This window comes from Bacillus sp. KS1, assembly GCF_020075515.1.
Taxonomy (GTDB): Bacteria; Bacillota; Bacilli; order Bacillales; family Bacillaceae; genus Bacillus; species Bacillus velezensis.
On sequence record NZ_JACAWW010000004.1, the window covers coordinates 784039 to 804410 of the forward strand.

At 46.6% G+C, this 20372-nt stretch carries 18 protein-coding genes and 3 riboswitches; of the genes, 8 read left to right on the top strand and 10 right to left on the bottom strand.

Annotated features, from left to right (window positions below; genetic code table 11):
* Positions 1-55 precede the first annotated feature (55 nt).
* Complete coding sequence (locus HWY38_RS04360) at positions 56-1399, top strand: 2-hydroxycarboxylate transporter family protein (RefSeq protein ID WP_029325757.1); 1344 nt, start codon at positions 56-58, stop codon at positions 1397-1399.
* Positions 1400-1433: 34 nt separating this feature from the next.
* On the opposite strand, the gene HWY38_RS04365 is transcribed toward HWY38_RS04360, so the two are convergent.
* The 4 genes from HWY38_RS04365 to HWY38_RS04380 form a co-directional block, all read right to left on the bottom strand.
* Entirely contained in the window at positions 1434-2276 is an 843-nt protein-coding gene (locus HWY38_RS04365) for a polysaccharide deacetylase family protein (RefSeq protein ID WP_224181333.1), read from the bottom strand.
* Between the two features lie 99 nt (positions 2277-2375).
* Positions 2376-3476, bottom strand: coding sequence for an ABC transporter ATP-binding protein (locus HWY38_RS04370; RefSeq protein WP_029325758.1), 1101 nt, complete (start codon positions 3474-3476; stop codon positions 2376-2378).
* Between the two features lie 116 nt (positions 3477-3592).
* Positions 3593-4486, bottom strand: a complete 894-nt coding sequence (locus HWY38_RS04375) for a PucR family transcriptional regulator (protein ID WP_224181334.1) — start codon at positions 4484-4486, stop codon at positions 3593-3595.
* 165 nt (positions 4487-4651) lie between these two features.
* Positions 4652-5488, bottom strand: a complete 837-nt coding sequence (locus HWY38_RS04380; protein ID WP_003150818.1) for a YitT family protein — start codon at positions 5486-5488, stop codon at positions 4652-4654.
* A gap of 65 nt (positions 5489-5553) precedes the next feature.
* Positions 5554-5655: riboswitch (guanidine-I (ykkC/yxkD leader) on the bottom strand.
* Between the two features lie 347 nt (positions 5656-6002).
* On the opposite strand from HWY38_RS04380, the gene HWY38_RS04385 reads away from it, so the two are divergent.
* Entirely contained in the window at positions 6003-6542 is a 540-nt protein-coding gene (locus HWY38_RS04385) for a DUF4352 domain-containing protein (RefSeq protein WP_139325673.1), read from the top strand.
* Positions 6543-6588: 46 nt separating this feature from the next.
* Here HWY38_RS04385 and galE read toward each other — a convergent pair whose 3' ends face one another.
* Entirely contained in the window at positions 6589-7605 is a 1017-nt protein-coding gene (gene galE / locus HWY38_RS04390; RefSeq protein ID WP_113766447.1) for a UDP-glucose 4-epimerase GalE, read from the bottom strand.
* Positions 7606-7815: 210 nt separating this feature from the next.
* Here galE and pepT point away from each other — a divergent pair, with 210 nt between their 5' ends.
* The 4 genes from pepT (at position 7816) to HWY38_RS04410 (ending at position 11758) form a co-directional block, all read left to right on the top strand.
* Positions 7816-9048, top strand: coding sequence for a peptidase T (gene pepT, locus HWY38_RS04395; protein ID WP_025285494.1), 1233 nt, complete (start codon positions 7816-7818; stop codon positions 9046-9048).
* A gap of 576 nt (positions 9049-9624) precedes the next feature.
* Positions 9625-9792 (top strand): hypothetical protein, encoded by a 168-nt coding sequence (locus tag HWY38_RS04400; protein WP_003150808.1) that lies wholly within the window; start codon positions 9625-9627, stop codon positions 9790-9792.
* 103 nt (positions 9793-9895) lie between these two features.
* On the top strand, positions 9896-10372 hold the full coding sequence (locus tag HWY38_RS04405; RefSeq protein WP_088461868.1) for an LURP-one-related/scramblase family protein: 477 nt from the start codon (positions 9896-9898) through the stop codon (positions 10370-10372).
* Positions 10373-10456: 84 nt separating this feature from the next.
* Positions 10457-10543: riboswitch (SAM riboswitch) on the top strand.
* 78 nt (positions 10544-10621) lie between these two features.
* Positions 10622-11758 (top strand): 5-methyltetrahydropteroyltriglutamate--homocysteine S-methyltransferase, encoded by a 1137-nt coding sequence (locus tag HWY38_RS04410; RefSeq protein WP_015418525.1) that lies wholly within the window; start codon positions 10622-10624, stop codon positions 11756-11758.
* 34 nt (positions 11759-11792) lie between these two features.
* On the opposite strand, the gene HWY38_RS04415 is transcribed toward HWY38_RS04410, so the two are convergent.
* A complete protein-coding gene (locus HWY38_RS04415; protein WP_224181335.1) occupies positions 11793-12674 on the bottom strand; it encodes a methyltransferase domain-containing protein in 882 nt (293 codons plus the stop codon).
* A gap of 362 nt (positions 12675-13036) precedes the next feature.
* Positions 13037-13137, top strand: a riboswitch (purine riboswitch).
* Between the two features lie 139 nt (positions 13138-13276).
* Between HWY38_RS04415 and HWY38_RS04420 the strand changes: the two genes are divergently transcribed.
* Positions 13277-14470: a NupC/NupG family nucleoside CNT transporter gene (locus HWY38_RS04420; protein ID WP_029972956.1), complete on the top strand. Its 1194-nt coding sequence runs from the start codon at positions 13277-13279 to the stop codon at positions 14468-14470.
* A gap of 46 nt (positions 14471-14516) precedes the next feature.
* On the opposite strand, the gene HWY38_RS04425 is transcribed toward HWY38_RS04420, so the two are convergent.
* The 3 genes from HWY38_RS04425 to HWY38_RS04435 all read right to left on the bottom strand — a co-directional run bounded on the left by HWY38_RS04425 (position 14517) and on the right by HWY38_RS04435 (position 17943).
* On the bottom strand, positions 14517-15191 hold the full coding sequence (locus HWY38_RS04425; protein WP_224181336.1) for a DUF3298 and DUF4163 domain-containing protein: 675 nt from the start codon (positions 15189-15191) through the stop codon (positions 14517-14519).
* A gap of 140 nt (positions 15192-15331) precedes the next feature.
* Positions 15332-15640 carry a hypothetical protein gene (locus HWY38_RS04430; RefSeq protein ID WP_015418528.1) on the bottom strand — a complete coding sequence of 103 codons (309 nt, stop codon included), beginning with the start codon at positions 15638-15640 and terminating at the stop codon, positions 15332-15334.
* 251 nt (positions 15641-15891) lie between these two features.
* On the bottom strand, positions 15892-17943 hold the full coding sequence (locus HWY38_RS04435; RefSeq protein WP_224181337.1) for a catalase: 2052 nt from the start codon (positions 17941-17943) through the stop codon (positions 15892-15894).
* Between the two features lie 201 nt (positions 17944-18144).
* Between HWY38_RS04435 and citH the strand changes: the two genes are divergently transcribed.
* Positions 18145-19425, top strand: a complete 1281-nt coding sequence (gene citH, locus HWY38_RS04440; RefSeq protein WP_224181338.1) for a citrate transporter CitH — start codon at positions 18145-18147, stop codon at positions 19423-19425.
* A gap of 41 nt (positions 19426-19466) precedes the next feature.
* On the opposite strand, the gene bglS is transcribed toward citH, so the two are convergent.
* Positions 19467-20198, bottom strand: a complete 732-nt coding sequence (gene bglS / locus HWY38_RS04445; RefSeq protein ID WP_224181339.1) for a beta-glucanase — start codon at positions 20196-20198, stop codon at positions 19467-19469.
* Between the last annotated feature and the right edge of the window lie 174 nt (positions 20199-20372).

The window sequence follows — 20372 nt, forward strand, 5'->3', positions numbered from 1 at the left end:
TAGTATACTTTAAATGGGGATATTTTTTCACTACATAACGACTGGGGGAACAAGCATGGGAGAACTTCAACCAAAATTGCAAACGGATTCAATCCAAAAACAGGAACGGACTGATAACTGGTTTGCCAGAGCAATGAATATAAGAATCGGCATTATTCCTCTTCCTATTTATATCCTGCTTTTTTTGCTTATTACGGTGTTTGTCATGAGCCGTGATGTAAAAAGCGACATTCTGACATCAATTGCCGTCATGAGTTTTTTCGGATTTACCTTCGGCCAGATCGGAAAATCCATTCCGATCGTGCGGTCCATCGGCGGCCCTGCGATTCTCGCAACCTTTATTCCATCCGCTGTCGTCTACTACCACCTGCTTCCGAAAGACATTATTACTTCAACAACAAAATTCACGGAAAGCTCCAACTTTCTCTATCTATTTATTGCCGGTATCGTCGTCGGCAGTATTCTCGGGATGAAAAGAGAGACGCTCGTCAAAGCTTTCGTCAAGATTTTTATTCCGCTGATCGCCGGCTCGATCGCGGCCGCCATCGTCGGCTTATGCGTCGGGACGCTGCTCGGGCTCGGCTTTCAGCACACGCTGCTTTATATTGTCGTTCCGATTATGGCGGGGGGTGTCGGTGAAGGCGCGATTCCTTTATCCATCGGCTACTCCGATATTATGCCGATGTCCCAGGGAGACGCCTTTGCGCTTGTGCTGCCGTCCATCATGCTCGGCAGCCTGTGCGCCATTATGTTATCGGGTTTGCTGAATGTCATCGGGAAACGCAAACCGGAATGGACGGGCAACGGGAAGGTTGATAAGTCTGATCATTCCGCTCCCGCATTGGAACAGCCGGCCAATGATAAAACGTTTGATTTGTCCTTTTTCGCTTCGGGCGGTATTTTAGCGGTTTCCCTCTATTTGGTCGGCATGCTGGCGCATGATTTCTTTCAGCTTCCGGCTCCTGTCGTGATGCTCGTCCTTGCCGTTCTCATTAAGCTGTTCAGGCTGGCGCCGGCTTCGATTGAAAACGGAGCCTTCGGCGTCTCGCGCTTTTTCTCGACAGCCGTGACCTATCCGCTCTTATTTGCGATCGGCGTTTCAATGACACCGTGGGACAAGCTGATTGCGGCGTTTACGATCAGCAACATCATTACCATTTTATCAATCGTCGTCACGATGATGGCCGTCGGTTTTCTGACCGGAAAATGGATGAATCTGTATCCGATTGAGACGGCAATTATTAATGCCTGCCATTCCGGCCAGGGCGGCACCGGCGACGTCGCGATCTTGAGCGCCGCTGAACGGCTTGAGCTTATGCCGTTCGCCCAAGTGTCGACCAGAATCGGCGGAGCGATTACCGTGAGTGTCACCCTTCTGCTGCTTCATCAATTCTATTAAACTGAAAAGAGCCTCCGCATATGCGGAGGCTCTGTTATTTCATCACATTTTGAATATAAGAGCCGAATGCCGCGCCGGACATGCCCGGCGACACACGGACGCGGTGAAGCCCGTAAAGCCCCTGACCTCTTGACGCCGCTCCCGGCTCCGTCGTAACCGCCATACGGTAGCCTGACGCGGCGGCGGCTTTTAATGTTTCCTTATTATATCGTCCGACAGGGTAGCTGATCATAGACGTCCGCTGCCCGAACATTTGATCAAATAAACGCTTAGAGTCCCTCATTTCACGTCGCTGCTGCTGCGGTGTGAGCCCGTTCAATTCGAGATGGTTCATCGTATGGCTCTGAATGGAAATGCCGTGGGCGGCCATCTCCTTCATCTGCTTCTCAGTCAGATGATTCTTATGCCCGATAAAGTTTCCGATCATAAAGATTGTCGCTTTCATCTTGTATTTCTTTAAAATGGGATAGGCCGCTTTCACATTGTCGGTATAGCCGTCATCAAATGTGATCAGAACACATTTTTCACGCGGCTCCTTATCCTCCGTCAGCATCAGATAGGCCTCTTCAGGAGTCAACGTGTAATAGCCGTGATCATGAAGCCACTTCATATGCTGCCGGAATTCTTCCTTCGGCACACGCAGGCTGTTTCCCTCAGAAATGCTGTGGTACATCAGAATCGGCAGTCTTGCCGTTCCTTTCGTTTGAACCCAGGCGGACGTATCCGGCTGCTTTTTGATTTCGCGCTTTACAGATTTTTTATCGTGGTGCGCTTCTGCCTTCGGAATGCTTTGTTCGGCGCTTGCCTCATGGCCCGAGCAAGCGGCAAGCGTAAACACGGCAGCCAAAAGGCACATGCACATGATCATGCGTTTCATCGTTTTCCTGCTTTCTGTCTTCTATTTACTTTTTATATCGGTTATGCGTCATAAATTGTTACATCAAAAAAGCCGGACATCCAGCTGTCCGGCTTTGCGTTATGAGCGGATTCTGATTTCTGTTTCACTGTCAAAAAAGTGAGCCTTATTCATGTCGAAAGCGACGGTCAATTCCTCACCGGCACGAATGTCATGGCGGGCGTCAATCCGGGCGATAAAATCCTGATCCCCGATCCGGGAATAGACCATAATTTCTGACCCGAGCAATTCCGCGACATTGATTTTAGCTGTGATGGATGAATTCTTATAGGATTCTACCACAATCAGCTCGTCATGTATGTCTTCCGGGCGGATGCCGAAGATAACATCTTTGCCGGCATACCCTTTTTCCCGTAGCATTTTCATTTTCCCTTCCGGCACGCTGAGAGCGGCTGAACCGATCTGAATGGCGCCGTCCGTCAGCTTTCCTTTGAAAAAGTTCATCGCCGGGGAGCCGATGAACCCGCCGACAAATACGTTTTCCGGATGTTCATACACGTCTTTCGGGGTGCCGATCTGCTGAATTTTTCCGTCCTTCATGACTACGATGCGTGTCGCCATCGTCAGTGCTTCTGTTTGGTCGTGCGTCACATAGATTGTGGTTGTTTGCAGCCTTTGATGCAGCTTAATAATTTCTGCCCGCATCTGCACCCGAAGCTTTGCGTCCAGATTTGACAGCGGCTCATCCATTAAGAACACTTTGGCGTCCCTGACAATCGCCCGTCCTAATGCAACCCGCTGCCGCTGCCCGCCGGAGAGCGCTTTCGGTTTGCGGTGCAGATACTCTGTGAGCCCAAGCATTTTCGCCGCTTCTTCGACCCGTTTTTTTATCTCCGGTTTCGGCATCTTCCTCAGCTTCAGACCGAAAGCGATATTATCATAGACCGTCATGTGCGGATATAACGCATAGTTTTGAAACACCATGGCGATATCCCTGTCTTTAGGAGCGATGTCATTCACTCTCGTGTCACCGATATAGAAATCACCCTTCGTAATATCCTCCAGCCCGGCAACCATCCGCAAAGTTGTCGACTTGCCGCAGCCCGACGGACCGACAAACACGATAAACTCTTTATCTTTAATATGAAGGTTAAAATCATCGACAGCCGCTTCTTTTTGATCGTAATACTTATAAATATGCTCCAGCCGAAGTTCCGCCATGTCATCTCCCCTTTTTTGTAAACGCTTTCTTAAATAGGATTGTAACAGCGTCAGGCGGCGGCGGATATAGGCAATGTTCATAAAAAAAGTCCGCTGCCTTCGTGCACATTTCCCATTTAATGTGATTTTTCATACTGCAGACAAATGAAATAAGCCAGCAGGGCGCCCCGATATGTCTTAATATCAATACCTGAGCGTTCCGCGAATTTATCAATCCGATATTGAAGACTGTTGCGGTGCAAATGCAGTCTTTTCGATGTGAGCGACATGTTCGAGTTATGTTCAATAAAAGTCTGAATCGTATGCTTCAGCTCCGGTTCTTTCTGAAACAGCAGCGCCGCTTCTTCGTGAAGCAAGGCTGAGAGCTTTTCTCTGCTTTCTTCCATGAGCATGGCCGGAAATACCGTTTCCGCGGTCAGCGTGCTCAGCTGCGGGAGATGACGCCGGCCAATCTGACAATATTGCTGTTCTCTCCGATAATGAAGGCGCAGACGTTCTCCCTTGCAGTAATACCTTCCGATGAAAAAACGGACACTGAAATAAAAATCGCCTTCGAGAATCTTCACAAAAGATGCGATGTCATCCGAATCTGGCGCTTCCAGCTTTTCTTCCTCCACAATCACGCCTTGATCCCTTCCCGTCCGGACAACTGTATATGAAACCGGCCAGAAATGGCGCAGCGCTTCCGTAAATGCCCTCCAGTCCCGTATTCCCAATAAGTCATAATGGATAAAACGGACACGAGGCTCCTTGACATCAGGCACCGGACCTTCTTCCAGCAGAAACCGCCGCCACCTCTTTGCTGCCGCCGTCTCCGGAAAAAAATCGCCTTTTTCTTCAGCGGGCGTCAAAAATGATTCCAGAAGCAGTTTCTCCTTCGGGGTAATATCCTCCTTCGGAATGGTGACATAGACCCGTTTTTTCTCATCATAAAAGCAAAAGACATCCTCCGCCGTACAGCACGTATCAGACAACACAGCCCTCGGGTAAATTGCCAATAACGGGTTCATATGCGCTCCTCTCTATCGCTCTATCATATTTTCAGTATAAAACGTCCGGCCGATTGTATCCACTTCGTTTTAAGAAACAGCTTTCAGGCTATTTCCCGGGAAACGGATCATAACAGCTTCTGCCGGCATAAGAAAAAACCCTCCGCGCCGGCAGAGGGATCCTTTTTATTTAGAGATATCGACGAAGCCTTCACCAAAGACGTCACGCACATCATGAACAATGACAAACGCTTTTGTATCACAGCTTTTAATAATTTTTTTGAGCATGGAAAGCTCTTGTTTCTGGATGACGATATATAAAATTTCCTTCGACTGCCCCGTGTAATTTCCTTTACCCGATAGCAGCGTAACCCCTCTGTCCATAAGCGTGTTAACCTGTTCAGCGATTTCGTGCTTATGCTCAGATATAATCGTCACCGCTTTTTTCGTATTCAGGCCTTCAATGATAAAGTCCATCACCTTCGTTCCGATGTACAGCATGACAATGGTAAACATCATTTTTTCCGCACCGATGATGAAATAAGAACTGAAGACGACAATCAGATCAAAGAACAAAAGCGCATAGCTGATATTCCAATCGAGATATTTGTTAGCAATCCTCGCCAAAATGGCAGAACCCGCAGTCGTGCCTCCGACTCGAATAATGATCCCGATTCCGACACCGGCAAACACACCCGCAAAAATAGTATTAATAATGAGTTCATGTGAAGGCGAGTGCCAATCATGCGTCAGATGCAGAAACAGTGAATTGGCGACAACGGTAATGATCGTATAAAGCGTTGTTTTTCCGTCTAAAAATTTATATCCGATAATCAATAAGATCCCGTTCAAAATGATATTCGTCACCCCGGGCGACCATTCAAACACATAGTATAAAATCAGGGTGATTCCCGTTACCCCGCCCTCTCCAAGATCATTCGGAATGGCGAATAAATTAACGGCCAAAGCAAAGATAAAAGCCCCAATAATCAGCATCAGCACATCCAGCAATCTCTTTTTCATCCCAGACACTCCCTTTATATAAAATCAAAAAAACCCGGGAGAGCACTCTTCATTAAAAGAGCAGAAACTCCCGGGCTTTTATCCCAACGTGTCACAGCAGGAACCTGCTGTGTGTTTTCTCTCGGTCCAGACCAATTCAGCATTGCGGAACCCTAGAAAACCACTGTTTTTTATGTTCAGTTTTTGTATATCTTTCAAGATTATACGGGAAATCACGAACATGTTCAACCACTCTTTTTTTCAATAAACATATAAAAAATTGGAACGATCTGCCGATACTAAAAAAGGCCCTTAAAATACATGACTAAAAAATCATTAAAATACTTTTTTTCTCAAAATATTATTGACTATAGGTTATTTTACAGGCATTATAGTATGTAGTTTTTAAGAAATAGTTTACATAGGAGGAAATATTATGGCAGGCAACCTGGTGTCTTGTAAGGCATGCGGCAAAGAAATCGCTAAAGGCGTTAAAAAATGCCCAAACTGCGGTAAAGATCAGAGAAACTTTTTTATGAGACATAAAATTATCACATTGCTTCTGGCGGTAGTGGTTATTATCATTCTCGTAAACATCGGCGGCGGAGGCGGATCTTCATCATCTAAAACCGCGTCTTCAAAAGCTGCAGAATCCAAGGAAAAACTGTATAACATCGGTGACACTGTTAAGACTGAGAAAACTGAAGTTACTGTTACCAAAGTGGAAAAAAGAGATTCAGTAGGCTCTCAATTTGTCGAGAAAAAAGCGTCTGACGGCGGCGTTATCGTAGCTGTTCAATACACGGTTAAAAATGTTTCAAGCAAGCCGTTAAGCTCTTTCTCCATTCCAAGAGCGAAATTAGTAGATTCTAAAGGAACATCCTATGATTCAGATATTGATGCTTCTTCAAGCTATGCAACAGAAACAAAAGTAGACAACAGTAAAATTTTAAGTGACTTGAACCCGAACATTAAAGTTACTGACGTAAAAGCTTTTGAAGTTGATAAAAACGCATACTCTAAAGGCACTTGGAAATTAAAGTTCAGCAACGATGTTGAAGTGAAAATTAAATAATGACCGTAATAAAAGAGACCTTCATCATTTGAAGGTCTCTTTCTTTTTACACCTTTTGGTACCCGTTCACATTGGAGGACTGCCACTTCCAAGAGTCGGCGCACATTTCTTCAAGCCCGCGCTTTGCTTCCCATCCTAATTCAGCCTTCGCTTTTGCCGGGTCTGCGAAGCATGCGGCGATGTCTCCCGGGCGCCGGGCGGCAAAACGGTACGGCACTTCTTTTCCTGATACTTTTTCAAACGCCTTGACCATCTCAATAACGCTGTAGCCTCTTCCCGTGCCGAGATTATAGGCATCCGCGCCTGTTGTGTTCAGCACCTTCTCAAGCGCTTTGACGTGGCCCTCGGCAAGGTCAACGACATGGATGTAATCCCGCACGCCGGTGCCGTCCTTTGTCGGATAATCATTGCCGAACACCTGCAATTGCTCAAGCTTGCCGACAGCGACTTGTGCGACGTACGGCATTAAATTATTCGGAATGCCGTTCGGGTCTTCTCCGATCCGCCCGCTCGGGTGCGCGCCGAACGGATTAAAGTAGCGGAGCAGCGCAATGCTCCATTCAGAGTCCGCTTTATGCAGATCGCGTAAAATCTGTTCCAGCATCAGCTTTGTCTGCCCGTAAGGATTGGTCGCGCTTAATGGAAAATCCTCAGTGATCGGCGTTGTTTCCGGAACGCCGTAAACCGTCGCTGAAGAACTGAAGACTATCTTTTTCACACCGTGTGCCTGCATGGCTTCACATAAAATAAACGTACCCGTCAGATTATTATGATAATAACGGAGCGGAACAGCCACAGACTCACCGACCGCTTTTAATCCCGCAAAATGAATGACGGCTTCAATCTCATTTTCAGCAAACACCCGGTGAACGGCGTCACGGTCAAGGAGATCCGCTTCATAAAACACCAGCCCTTTTCCGGTAATATCTTTCACACGCTCCAATGCTTCCGGTGAACTATTTGACAGATTATCCAGAACCACGATGTCATAGCCGCCGTTTAACAGCTCGACACATGTGTGGCTTCCGATATAACCCGCTCCCCCTGTCACTAAAATCGCCATGAAGAAAGCCTCCCCTATTGAATGAATTGACCATATTATATCGGTTTTTTCTTCCTCAATCATCCATTTCCAAAAAGTTTAATCGTTTAGTCATCGTTTCTTCATAATTTATTTTCATTCGCGTAAAAAACAGAGCCCTCGATTCAAAACGGTTGCGAAATAGAAATCCCTCCCCCGCGCATGGTAAGATAAGACAAAGGAGATGACGGTATGAAAAATGAAATCATTGAACGCTTTACCTCTTATGTAAAAGTCGATACACAGTCTGACGAAAACAATGAAAACTGCCCTTCAACCCCCGGCCAGCTGACATTGGCCAACATGCTGGCAGATGAATTAAAGTCGATCGGCATGACAGACATCACAGTCGATGACAATGGGTACGTCATGGCGACTCTGCCGGCGAATACGGATAAAGACGTGCCGACTGTCGGTTTTCTGGCTCACGTGGACACCGCGACCGATTTTACCGGAAAAAATGTGAATCCTCAGATTATTGAGAGCTACGACGGACATGATATTGTTCTGAATGACAAACTCAATGTCGTCCTGTCGCCTGAGCAATTCCCGGAGCTCTCCCGCTATAAAGGCCAGACGCTGATCACAACAGACGGCACGACGCTGCTCGGAGCCGACAACAAAGCGGGCATTGCTGAAATCATGACGGCAATGGCGTACTTGATCAAACATCCGGACATCAAACACGGAACGATCCGGGTCGCGTTCACGCCTGATGAAGAAATCGGCAGAGGCCCTCACAAATTCGATGTCGGCCGCTTCAACGCCGCATTCGCCTACACGATAGACGGAGGCCCCCTCGGCGAACTGCAATATGAAAGCTTTAACGCAGCAGCCGCAAAGCTTACTTGTTACGGAAAAAGCGTCCACCCGGGAACGGCAAAAAACAAAATGGTCAACGCTTCAAAAATCGCGATGGAATTTCATCACGCGCTGCCGAAAGAAGAAGCGCCGGAATATACGGAAGGGTATGAAGGCTTCTATCATTTACTTTCCATGAACGGAGACGTTTCTGAAGCCGCCCTGTCGTACATTATCAGAGACTTTGACAGAGACCGCTTTGCAGAACGAAAAGAATATATGCAGAAAACCGCCGATGCGCTGGCGGCCAAATACGGCAACGAAAGCATCAAGCTTGAACTGCGTGATCAATATTACAACATGAGAGAAAAAATCGAACCGGTCAAAGAGATAGTCGATGTCGCCTATCAAGCCATGAAAAACCTCGACATCGAACCGATTATCGAGCCGATCCGGGGCGGAACCGACGGATCACAGCTCTCTTACATGGGACTGCCGACACCGAACATTTTTACGGGCGGCCAAAACTTCCACGGAAAATATGAATACATTTCCGTCGATCATATGGAAAAGGCGGTAAACGTCATTGTTGAAATCGCCAGGCTCTTTGAAGAGCGCGCTTAAAACCAAAGCCCCATGCTTTGGTTTTTTTCTTTCACATGAAACCTTTCCTTCTTTCTTTCCGTATATAAGGTATGAATTGGAAAGAAGGAGTGAAGACTATGGCAAGAGGGACTGTAGCGAAAGAATTGAAAAAAACCTTAAAAGACCCGCGTGTTCTGGAGACAAAATCAAACCCTTTTAAAAAACTGCGGAAAATGTTCAAACGATTTTTTTAAGATAACATCTCGTTTTCTTTAAAAAAATAAAGAAAGCGCTGTCAATCTGCAGTCATCTGTTAGAAGCAGTTATTTTGCATATTATAAGGTTTTTTAGGGTACTGAATAACACAAGGCAAACGAAAACACTGAAATAGTTATTTAGACACTTACAAAAAATAGTTAAAAAGTTATATAAACGATCATCATTCATCAGCCGATACAATCTATAGAACCACAACAAGAGCAAAATTTCTTCAACCCATAGTTATTTTTACGGAAAATGACGTTATTTTTTAAAAAAGTGACAATTGTTTGAATACTTTTCGTTTGTTTTTTCGTACAATAATAATACCAAAACTTTTTTTGGGAGGTATGTAAAATGATGCTACTTATTTTTGCTGCTTTGACAGGGTATCTTGTTTTCTCTTTCAGTAAGGACAACCGCCGGAAAACGCCAAAGACAAGCCCGCTGGTGACAGCTGCCGACACGAATAACATCATTGATTTAAATGCGATCCGTCAAAAACGCCGGATGCCGCTATCATAAAAACGACAGCTGCCGCAAAATCGGCAGCCTTTTTTTTATGCACCCGGCCGATATGAAACCAACCGCCTCCTTTTTTCGTACAACATAAAAAAGGAGTTTTTTTATGTACCATTTTTACATCAAAGAGCGAATGTTGACGTTTAAGAATCGTTTTCAAGTGTTTCTTGAAAGCGGAAAAGAAATCTACAATGTTGAAGGAAAGCTGTTTTCATTCGGTGATGAACTGAAGCTGACTGATTTGGACGGCCGCACGCTCGCCAGCGTCAATCAGAAACTGATGTCGCTCGTTCCCCGTTACGAGATTTCCGTCAGCGGCAAACCCGTCTGCCAAGTCATCAAGAAAGTCACGTTTTTCAAACCGAAATTTGAAATTTCCGGACTCGGCTGGGATCTTACCGGCGATGTGTGGGGCCGGAATTTTCAAGTGACAGACGGAAAATCAAACCGGATGACCGTCACCAAATCATGGATGAGCTGGGGCGATTCCTATCATTTGCAGATTGAAAAGGAAGAGGATATCGTTCTTTGTCTCGCGATCGCCATTGTGATAGATATGATTCTATTTGAGGGTGATAAATAAAAATATTTATCGAAATATATTGACAATATAAGATAATATACTAAGATTAAGAGTATTACAGTTTATTCTGAAAAATAGCATATTTCCTTATCAAGAGAGGTGGAGGGACTGGCCCTGTGATACCCGGCAACCGCTGTTCAGCAGAATGGTGCTAAATCCTGAAGATAAGGTTGAGATTTGCGGACGCAAGCTCTTCCCTATCCGAGGGAAGAGTTTTTTTATATTTCATCAGGAAAGAAGGAATCGTTCATGTCACAGCAAAACACAGAACAACCATTGCATACGCTTCTAAGAAAAAACCCGCCGTTTCGCGCGGATCAAGTCGGAAGCCTGCTGCGGCCAGCGGCTGTGAAGCAAGCCCGCCTGCAAAGAGCGGCAGGTGAGATTTCGGCAGAACAGCTGCGCGAAATCGAAAACAAAGAAATCATCCGCAGCGTGAAAAAGCAGAAAGAAACCGGCCTCAATGTCGTGACTGACGGCGAATTCCGCCGGGCCTGGTGGCATTTTGATTTTCTCGAAAATTTAGACGGCGTTGAAGCGTTTACGCCTGAAAGCGGCATTCAGTTTCACAACGTACAGACGAAAGCGCGCGGCATTAAAGTAACGGGAGATATCGATTTTTCTCAGCATCCGATGCTCGAAGATTATAAATTCCTGCACAGCATTGCCGGCGATGCTGTTCCGAAAATGACCATTCCCAGTCCGAATATGCTGTTTTTCCGCGGAAAATTGGAAAAAGCGTCCTACCAGAATGATTACAAACAATTTCAGCACGATGTGTCAAAGGCGTATAAAAAAGCGATTCAAGCTTTCTATGACGCCGGGTGCCGCTACCTTCAGCTCGATGACACCGCATGGGCCGTTTTCTTATCGGAAGCGGGGCTTCGTCAGATTGAAGCTTTCGGCACGACGCCGGATGAACTGCGCAAGCTGTTTGCCGCTTCCATTAATGACGCCATCAAGGACCGCCCTGACGATCTGAAGGTTACGATGCATATCTGCCGCGGCAACTTCCAATCCACATGGACGGCTGAAGGCGGCTATGATGCAGCGGCTGAAACGATTTTTGACGGGCTTGACCTTGACGGATTGTTCTTGGAATATGATGATTCCCGCTCCGGCGGCTTTGAACCGCTCCGTTATGTCAAACGCTCTGATCTTCAGCTTGTGCTTGGCTTGATTACGTCGAAACATGGCGAACTTGAAGACAAGGACGCGATTAAACGCCGGATTGAAGAAGCTTCACAATATGTCAGTCTGGACCAGCTTTGCCTCAGCCCGCAATGCGGATTCGCCTCCACTGAGGAAGGAAACCTGATCACAGAAGAACAGCAATGGGCGAAACTGCGCCATGTCGTCAACATTGCCGGTGAAGTCTGGAAATAAAAAAAAGACACGCGATCAGCGTGTCTTTTCCGTTTTACAGCGGACCGGTTCCGATTAAAATATCGATATCTATCGTGACAGCAGCCTCTTTCCGGCTGATAAACCGCCGGATGCTGTCATCAGTACATTTCCATGTTAAGGGCGTCATTTTCACAAGCCGCTCGAGGTCAGGCTGCGTTAAGGTCTTCGTGTAACACAGCCGTTTGCGCTCAAAGGTTTGAAAGCCCGCTTGGAATCGTCCGGCCGCAGAATCGGCGGTGTCATTCCGCCGAGGACTGTCTCCGAAGAAGAATTCCCTTACTTCCTTCAAATAATCACGCCGCGGCACCGCTTTAATGACTGTGCCGCCCTTTCGTAAAAGTCTGCTGCATTCCTTGTAATTCCAAGGTGATAAAACAGACATCACGACATCAAAACAGCTGTCGGCAAACGGCGCATCCGCCACATCAGCGACGGCAAAAACCAAATGATTCCCGAAGGCCTTTGCGGCATGCAGCACACCTTCTTTCGAGAGATCAATGCCGATTCCCGTCACGGAAAAAGCGGGCTGAAGCAATTTGCATACGGCGGCTAAATGAGAGCCTTCTCCGCATCCCGCATCCAATATCGCCGCCGTTGTTTGCGGAGATTGAATGCGGCTGATGATGGCGGCGATCTCCTTTTGAACCGGGACAAAAAATTCCCGGCTGTCAAAAAGAGCGCGTCTCGCTTCGAACAGCCGCCTGTCATAGCGGGTTTTGACCGATTTATTGAGGAAATTCACATATCCTTGCTTTGATATATCAAATGTATGCCCGTGTCCGCACATCAAGCTTTTGTATTGTGAGACCGCCATGGCCGAACTGCATAGCGGACACCTGAATACGGACTGGCATGATTGCAGTAATTCCGCGCGTTTTCTTTTTATAGACGTCAATAAAAACACCTCATTCATTCGTTATTCCGATGAAATGAAAAAGGCATAGACAAATAAACCTCGCAAAATTGGAAGTTTAACCTATTTATCTATACCTCTCATTATCTGTAACGAATGAACTGAATGATCATGAAAATGACCCCTTTTCTGCCGTCTTTTGAAGGCGGTGCCCTCAGATCCATTTTATCAGCTGCATCCCGTCTTTACAATGAACCGGAACTGTTTTTCGGGGGCTTTTATACCTTTATTATCCAATTACTTGTGAACATCCTTTATTTTCTTTATTTATAATATAAATTTATTATTTTGAAAATATCTAAAAAGGTTGATTTTCAAAAATTGAAACGATAAAATACTGCTATCTCATGTAATATCGTTATTCTTGTATATGATCAGTAATATGGTCTGATTGTTTCTACCTAGTGCCGTAAAAGACTAGACTACAAGAAAGTTTGCATAAATTTGAACGAGTGAAAAGCATATGATGCTGTCAGTCTATTCTTTTCTTTTGGCTCTTATTTATCACACTTTCTGGCTTTCAGGAATTTGTGACGAATAAGAGCTTTTTTTATTTCCATAATACCCTTATAGGAGTTGCTCACATGTACTTTTTATTGAACATTGTCGGTCTCATTGTTGTCATGGCTGTTGTTTTCTTATGCTCACCCAACAAGAAGAAGATTAAATGGCGTCCGATTGTCATGCTCCTCGTCTTTGAGTTTCTGATTACTTGGTTTATGTTAGGGACAAAAGTCGGCGGCTTTGTCATCGGGAAGATCGGCGCGTTCTTTACATGGCTGATTTCCTGCGCCAGTCAAGGGATTGCCTTCGCCTTTCCGTCTGTCATGGCGAACCCGACGGTTGATTTTTTCTTCAGCGCATTGCTGCCGATTATCTTCGTCGTGACCTTCTTTGATATGCTGTCGTATTTCGGTATTCTGCCGTGGCTCATTGATAAAATCGGCTGGCTGATTTCTAAAATATCCCGTCTGCCGAAGCTGGAGAGCTTTTTCTCCATCCAGATGATGTTTTTAGGAAATACGGAAGCTTTAGCCGTCATCCGCCAGCAGCTTGCCGCCGTCAGCAACAATCGGCTTCTGACATTCGGGCTGATGAGCATGAGCAGCATCAGCGGCTCGATCATCGGATCGTACTTGACGATGGTTCCGTCCACTTATGTGTTTACAGCCATCCCGCTGAATTGCTTAAACGCCCTTTTAATCGCCAATATGCTGAATCCCGTGGACGTTTCTAAAGAGGATGATATTATTTACGTTCCTTCAAAAGCGGAGAAAAAAGACTTCTTCTCCACGATTTCTAACAGTATGCTTGTCGGCATGAACATGGTCATTGTCATTTTAGCGATGGTAATCGGCTATGTGGCGTTAACGGCCGCGTTAAACGGCGTACTCGGACTGTTCGTGCACGGTTTGACCATTCAAAAGATTTTCTCATACATCTTCAGTCCGTTTGCCTTCCTTCTCGGATTAGGCGGACATGACGCGATGTATGTCGCACAGCTGATGGGCATCAAGCTCGCGACGAATGAATTTGTGGCAATGGCCGATCTGAAAGGGCAGCTGAATTCACTCCCGCCGCACACGATTGCCGTGGCTACGACATTCCTGACATCATTCGCAAACTTCAGCACCATCGGTATGATCTACGGATCTTATCAATCTCTGCTTGATGGTGAAAAGTCAGCCATCATCGGAAAAAACGTCTGGAAGCTGCTTGTCAGCGGAATTGCCGTTTCCTTATTGAGCGCGGCGATTGTCGGATTGTTTGTCTGGTAAAAGAAAAAAGCGATACCGCTCCGTTTTGGAGTGATATCGCTTTTTTTTATTGATAGACGGATGCAGGTACGAAAACGTCCCGGATTCCTGCCGCGTACGGTCCGAGATCATATTGTCCGAACACAACGGCAATGCCGTTTTTCGTAAAGAAGAAAGGTCTTTCGTTATTCAGGATGATCTCTTGTTTTTTGACGTCCTGGTCAAACAGTTCGTCATGTTTCTTGATGTAGCCGTAAAGATAGTCTCTCGTCTTGTTAGCTTTCGTTTTTGTATTCAGCACATTATCGAGTGTGACCCGTTTTTTTGCGGCCAAGTCGTAATTAAAGGTCTGAACGGCTGTCAGCCCGTGTGCGCCGCCTGTGTAACTGTAGTCTTCCGTCTGAATGCTGAGCTTGCCGTCTTGATTATACTTCACCTTGAAATCTGCCTGGTATTCCGCTTTGTAGCCTTGTTTCTCACCGTCTTTTTTGTTTTTCACATATTCTTGGTACGATTGTTCAATATAGCGCTTGAAGTCCTGATTGATTTTCTTTTCAAAAGATGCGTTTCCCGTATTTGTGACCTCGGGGTATGTCAGCTGTTTTACATGCTTATACGTATGGCTTTTGACAACGGGCTTTGCGGTTTGCGCGGCCTCGGCTGAAGGCGCGAAACCTCCGAACGGCGCGGCTGTCAGCACGGTTAAGAGCACGGCCGCCATCATTTTGAATGCCTTTTTCATCACAACTCCTCCTTTTCATTACCGTTCCCTTTTTGAAAACGGGTTACACTCTATAGACAGCGCGGATCAGCAAATTGTTTCTGGGCCTTCTTTCACATTTTCTCCATGAAAAAAAGAGACATGGAAAATCCACGCCTCTTTTACCGTGAAGGTCTTTGCGCAATGGCTTCATAAACGGCTTCTGCCAAATCGGAGTTGCCGAACATCTCCAAAACGCCGATAACGGTTTGATCAGGAATCGGTTCTGATTCCTCCTTCGGCACGACAAGCTCTTCAGCCGTTTTTCGCAGCTCTTCGTTTAAAGGCTGTCCGGGATAAGCCTTGCTGTAAATGGCCATCGGGTCAAGGTCATGATTGACGCACCATTGGGCAAACACCAAAATCATCATGTTTTCGTCACGCCGGTAATATTCTTCGAGTTGTTTTTCGGTAAACGGCTTCACTATCATTCGCTCCTCCAGAAAATCTACCCCTAAGATACACAAACACAGAGCGGAAGTAAACCAAAGAGGGTGAAACATATTATTTCATCAACCCGCCTGCTTTAAATGGCGCATGCCCTGACTCTCTAAAACTGTTGTCTGAATGTCCCGGACAGCGGAAGGTACGGATTTGCACGGAAGCAATTTTCGTTTTCTCCTCAGATATTTCACTTTCACAAGAAAAAAGCGCCTCCTTCATAAAAGGCGCTTTTTCATTCTTATATGTTTCTGTCCCAATGCCGATGCTCAGCCACGGCTTTCAGAAATTGTTCGCAGTTTCCATCCGGAACAAGACCGGGGCCGCTTTCGGTTCCGGCGGCGAGGGCGAGAAGTTCTTTTCCTTCACCGGAGGCGCCGATCGCTTTGTAATGGCTGAAAGCTTCGCTGACGAAGTCTCTGGCCGATTTTTGGGCTTTGAGGCTGTCTGTGCTTTTTTTTCCGCCCGGAATGAAAACAGCGTCGTACAGGACGGAATCCGCTGTCAGGAAAGTGGCTGACGCTTCCAGCTCCGTACCGTTTTCTCCCTTGACGGTTCCCAGCGCGGGGCTGATGATATCGACTCTGACTCCCGCCTGTTTGCATGCGTCAAGCACTTGTTTGACTTTCTCATCAGAAAATCCGTGGTCGGTTAAAACCGCAACCTGCCTTGTCGCTGCCGTTTTCACCGTGTTTTCCTGGCTTAAGGCCGGGGAAGTGAACGTTTCATCAGATTCACGGTCCTTCGGCGGCGGGTTCACGCCGATTCCTTTCGCAACACGCTCGGCAAGCCCGGCGTCGACATGACTGAAGACATCAACCACCTGCTGCTGCACATCCTTGCTGTTCACTTTTCCGACCTCAAAACAGAACGCGGAGATGATATGTTCTTTCTCGGCGGGAGACATGCTGTTCCAGAACATCTTGGCCTGAGAAAAATAGTCATTGAAGCTCTCACTGCGCTGGCGGATTTTTCTGCCTTCTACTTTTTCCTGATAATGAACGTATCCGCCTTCTTCTTCTGAGGCCGGCGACGGATCATTGTTCTGCAGAGAATTTTTATGATAGGCGACAGGGCCCTTATTAATCGTCATCCGGTGGTAGCCGTCGTATTGGTTGTTATGGAACGGGCAGACCGGCCGGTTGATCGGAATCTCGTGAAAGTTCGGTCCGCCAAGACGGATGAGCTGTGTATCCGTATAAGAGAAAAGCCGGCCCTGAAGAAGCGGGTCATTGGTAAAATCGATGCCCGGCACGACATTTCCCGGGTGAAAGGCGACCTGTTCTGTTTCCGCAAAGACATTGTCCTGATTGCGGTCAAGGGTCATTTTTCCGATCAGCTTGACGGGAACCAACTCCTCCGGCCACAGCTTCGTCGGATCAAGGATATCAAAATCAAATTTGAACTCATCTTCTTCGTCAATCATCTGAACACCGAGCTCATACTCGACTTTGCCGCCGTTTTCAATCGTTTCCCACAGGTCGCGGCGGTTGAAATCGGGATCTTTCCCGGCAATTTTCTGCGCTTCATCCCATACGAGGGAATGAACGCCGAGCACGGGTTTCCAGTGGAATTTTACAAAGCGCGCTTTTCCTTTCTCGTTGACGAAACGGAACGTATGCACGCCGAAGCCCTCCATCATCCGATAGCTTCGCGGGATGCCGCGGTCAGACATCGTCCACATGACCATGTGCGCGGATTCAGGATTGTTTGCGACAAAATCCCAGAACGTATCATGAGCCGTCGCAGCCTGCGGCATTTCATTGTGCGGTTCCGGTTTTATGGCGTGAACGAGATCCGGGAATTTGATCGCGTCCTGAATGAAGAATACCGGAATATTGTTTCCGACGAGGTCATAGTTCCCTTCTTCAGTATAAAACTTCGTCGCAAATCCCCTGGCGTCACGGACAGTGTCGGCTGATCCCTTGGAGCCCGCCACTGTTGAGAAACGGACGAAAACAGGCGTTTTGACGGACGGGTCCTGCAAAAATTTCGCCCGTGTATATTCCGTCATCGGTTCGTACACCTGAAAATGCCCATGAACGCCGTACCCGCGCGCATGAACGACCCGTTCCGGAATCCGCTCGTGGTCAAAGTGCGTCATTTTTTCACGAAAATGAAAATCCTCCATCAGCGTGGGGCCGCGGACGCCCGCTTTTAAAGAATGCTCATCCTCAGACACGCGAAGCCCCTGATTGGTCGTCATTTTTTTGCCGCTGTTATCAGACCGGTACTGCTCCAGCTGTTTGTCCTTTGAGTGTTCATTTACTCGTTTGTTTTGATCATCACTCATGTCAGTTCCCCCTTTTAAAACGAAACATTCTACAGCACATTTACCCGCGGCGTTCTTCATATAAACTGGTGATCCGCTCATTAGGATTTTAGGTCTGTATTTACATATGCGGTCATACACATTTTGAAATAAAGCCATTTTCACAGAAATAAATTGTGAAAGCGCTCACCAATACAGCTGTTGAACAGGGGAGGTCATATCGTGCTTGCCATACTCGGTTTTGTGATGATGATTGTCTTTATGTATCTTATTATGTCTAACCGGCTTTCCGCTCTTATTGCTTTGATTGTCGTTCCTGTTGTGTTTGCCCTGATCAGCGGATTTGGCAAAGATCTCGGCGAGATGATGATTCAAGGCGTTACAGACCTCGCACCAACCGGGATCATGCTGTTATTCGCCATCCTGTATTTCGGCATTATGATTGACTCAGGTCTGTTTGATCCCCTCATTGCCAAAATTCTATCGCTTGTCAAAGGGGATCCGTTAAAAATCGCCATCGGCACAGCGGTTCTGACGATGACCATTTCGCTGGACGGGGATGGAACAACAACGTATATGATTACGATTGCGGCAATGCTGCCCCTTTACAAACGGCTCGGCATGAACCGTTTGGTGCTGGCGGGAATTGCGATGCTCGGTTCGGGGGTCATGAATATTATTCCGTGGGGCGGGCCGACGGCGAGGGTTTTGGCTTCCTTGAAATTGGACACGTCAGAAGTTTTTACGCCGCTGATTCCCGCTATGATCGCCGGCATTCTCTGGGTGATCGCCGTTGCTTATCTCCTCGGAAAAAAAGAACGGAAGCGGCTCGGCATCATTTCAATTGAACACACGCCGTCTTCTGATCCGGAGGCGACGCCGCTGAAGCGTCCCGCTCTCCAGTTGTTTAACCTGCTGCTGACTGTCGCTCTGATGGCCGCGCTGATCACCAGCCTGCTGCCAATCCCTGTTCTTTTTATGACCGCGTTCGCCATCGCCTTGATGATCAACTATCCAAATGTCAAAGAGCAGCAGAAACGAATCTCGGCGCATGCCGGTAACGCGTTAAACGTTGTCTCAATGGTGTTCGCGGCAGGGATATTCACAGGCATTCTCTCCGGCACAAAAATGGTGGATGCGATGGCGCATTCTCTCGTTTCACTCATCCCTGACGCCATGGGTCCGCATCTGCCGTTGATCACTGCGATCATCAGCATGCCTTTCACCTTTTTCATGTCAAATGACGCCTTTTACTTCGGTGTGCTTCCCATCATCGCCGAAGCCGCTTCCGCTTACGGAATAGACGCCGCTGAAATCGGAAGAGCCTCCTTGCTGGGCCAGCCGGTGCATCTGCTCAGCCCGCTTGTGCCATCCACCTATCTACTGGTCGGAATGGCGGGCGTCAGCTTTGGCGATCATCAAAAATTCACTATTAAATGGGCCGTGGGGACAACGATTGTGATGACGATTGCGGCGCTTTTGATTGGGATTATTTCGTTTTAATTAAAAAAGGATTTCCGCTGGCGGAAATCCTTTTCTGTACATTATTTTTTTGTATAGCGCACCCAGTCATAATGAGCGTATAGCGGATTTACACCATTGTAGGAACCGAGCCAGTCATCAACACCTATCCCATTCCACAAGTTCATCATGATCTTTCCCGGTGTTGTCGGGATTTGGCTTGTCGCAGTATGTTTTAATTGCCCATCGACATACCATTTAATAGAGTTTGGCTGCCAATCGAACGCATACGTATGATAGGCATTGGCCGCATCAAATCCGAGATCCGCAACCTTCTCATGATTTCCCTTTCCATTTGTATAATAATTAAATTGAACCTTTGTCGTGTCTTTTCCTAAAAATTCGATATCAATCTCATCCCAAGGGGTACCATCCGTTGGACCTGTATAAGTGAAGAACGATGAAACGATCCCTGTGTTTTTAGCCGGTTTCATTCTGACTTCATAAAGTCCATAGCCATAGGTTTGAGCGGAGCGGTTCTCCCCGCAGTCAAACTTGTTATAAGACGGGCTTGTCAGCGCCAATCGCATTTCACCTGATGACGTCATTGATACATTATTTGCACGCCACGTGCAGTTGAACATATCTCCATTGGAGTAACCATTTGCTTTTTGCCATAATCCGGAGTTATAGCTGTTAAAAGGTTCAAAAAACGACCCGCCTGTTTGAGCTGATGCAGTAGAAGTGATCGCACACAAACTCAAAAACAATCCAGTGACAAGAAGCAGCAGCACTCGTTTCATACGATAAAACATGTTGGCATTCCCCTTTCTTTGAAAGCGATTTCTTTATCGATCATACATGATTCTGTAAAAGGGAACATCAGTCAGAATAATGATAAAAACGAAACTTAAAAAGACCTAAATTACCATCAGCACAAACAGAGATAATCCGCACTCATTGTAATTTAGGTTTTGCCTGCCTTAACT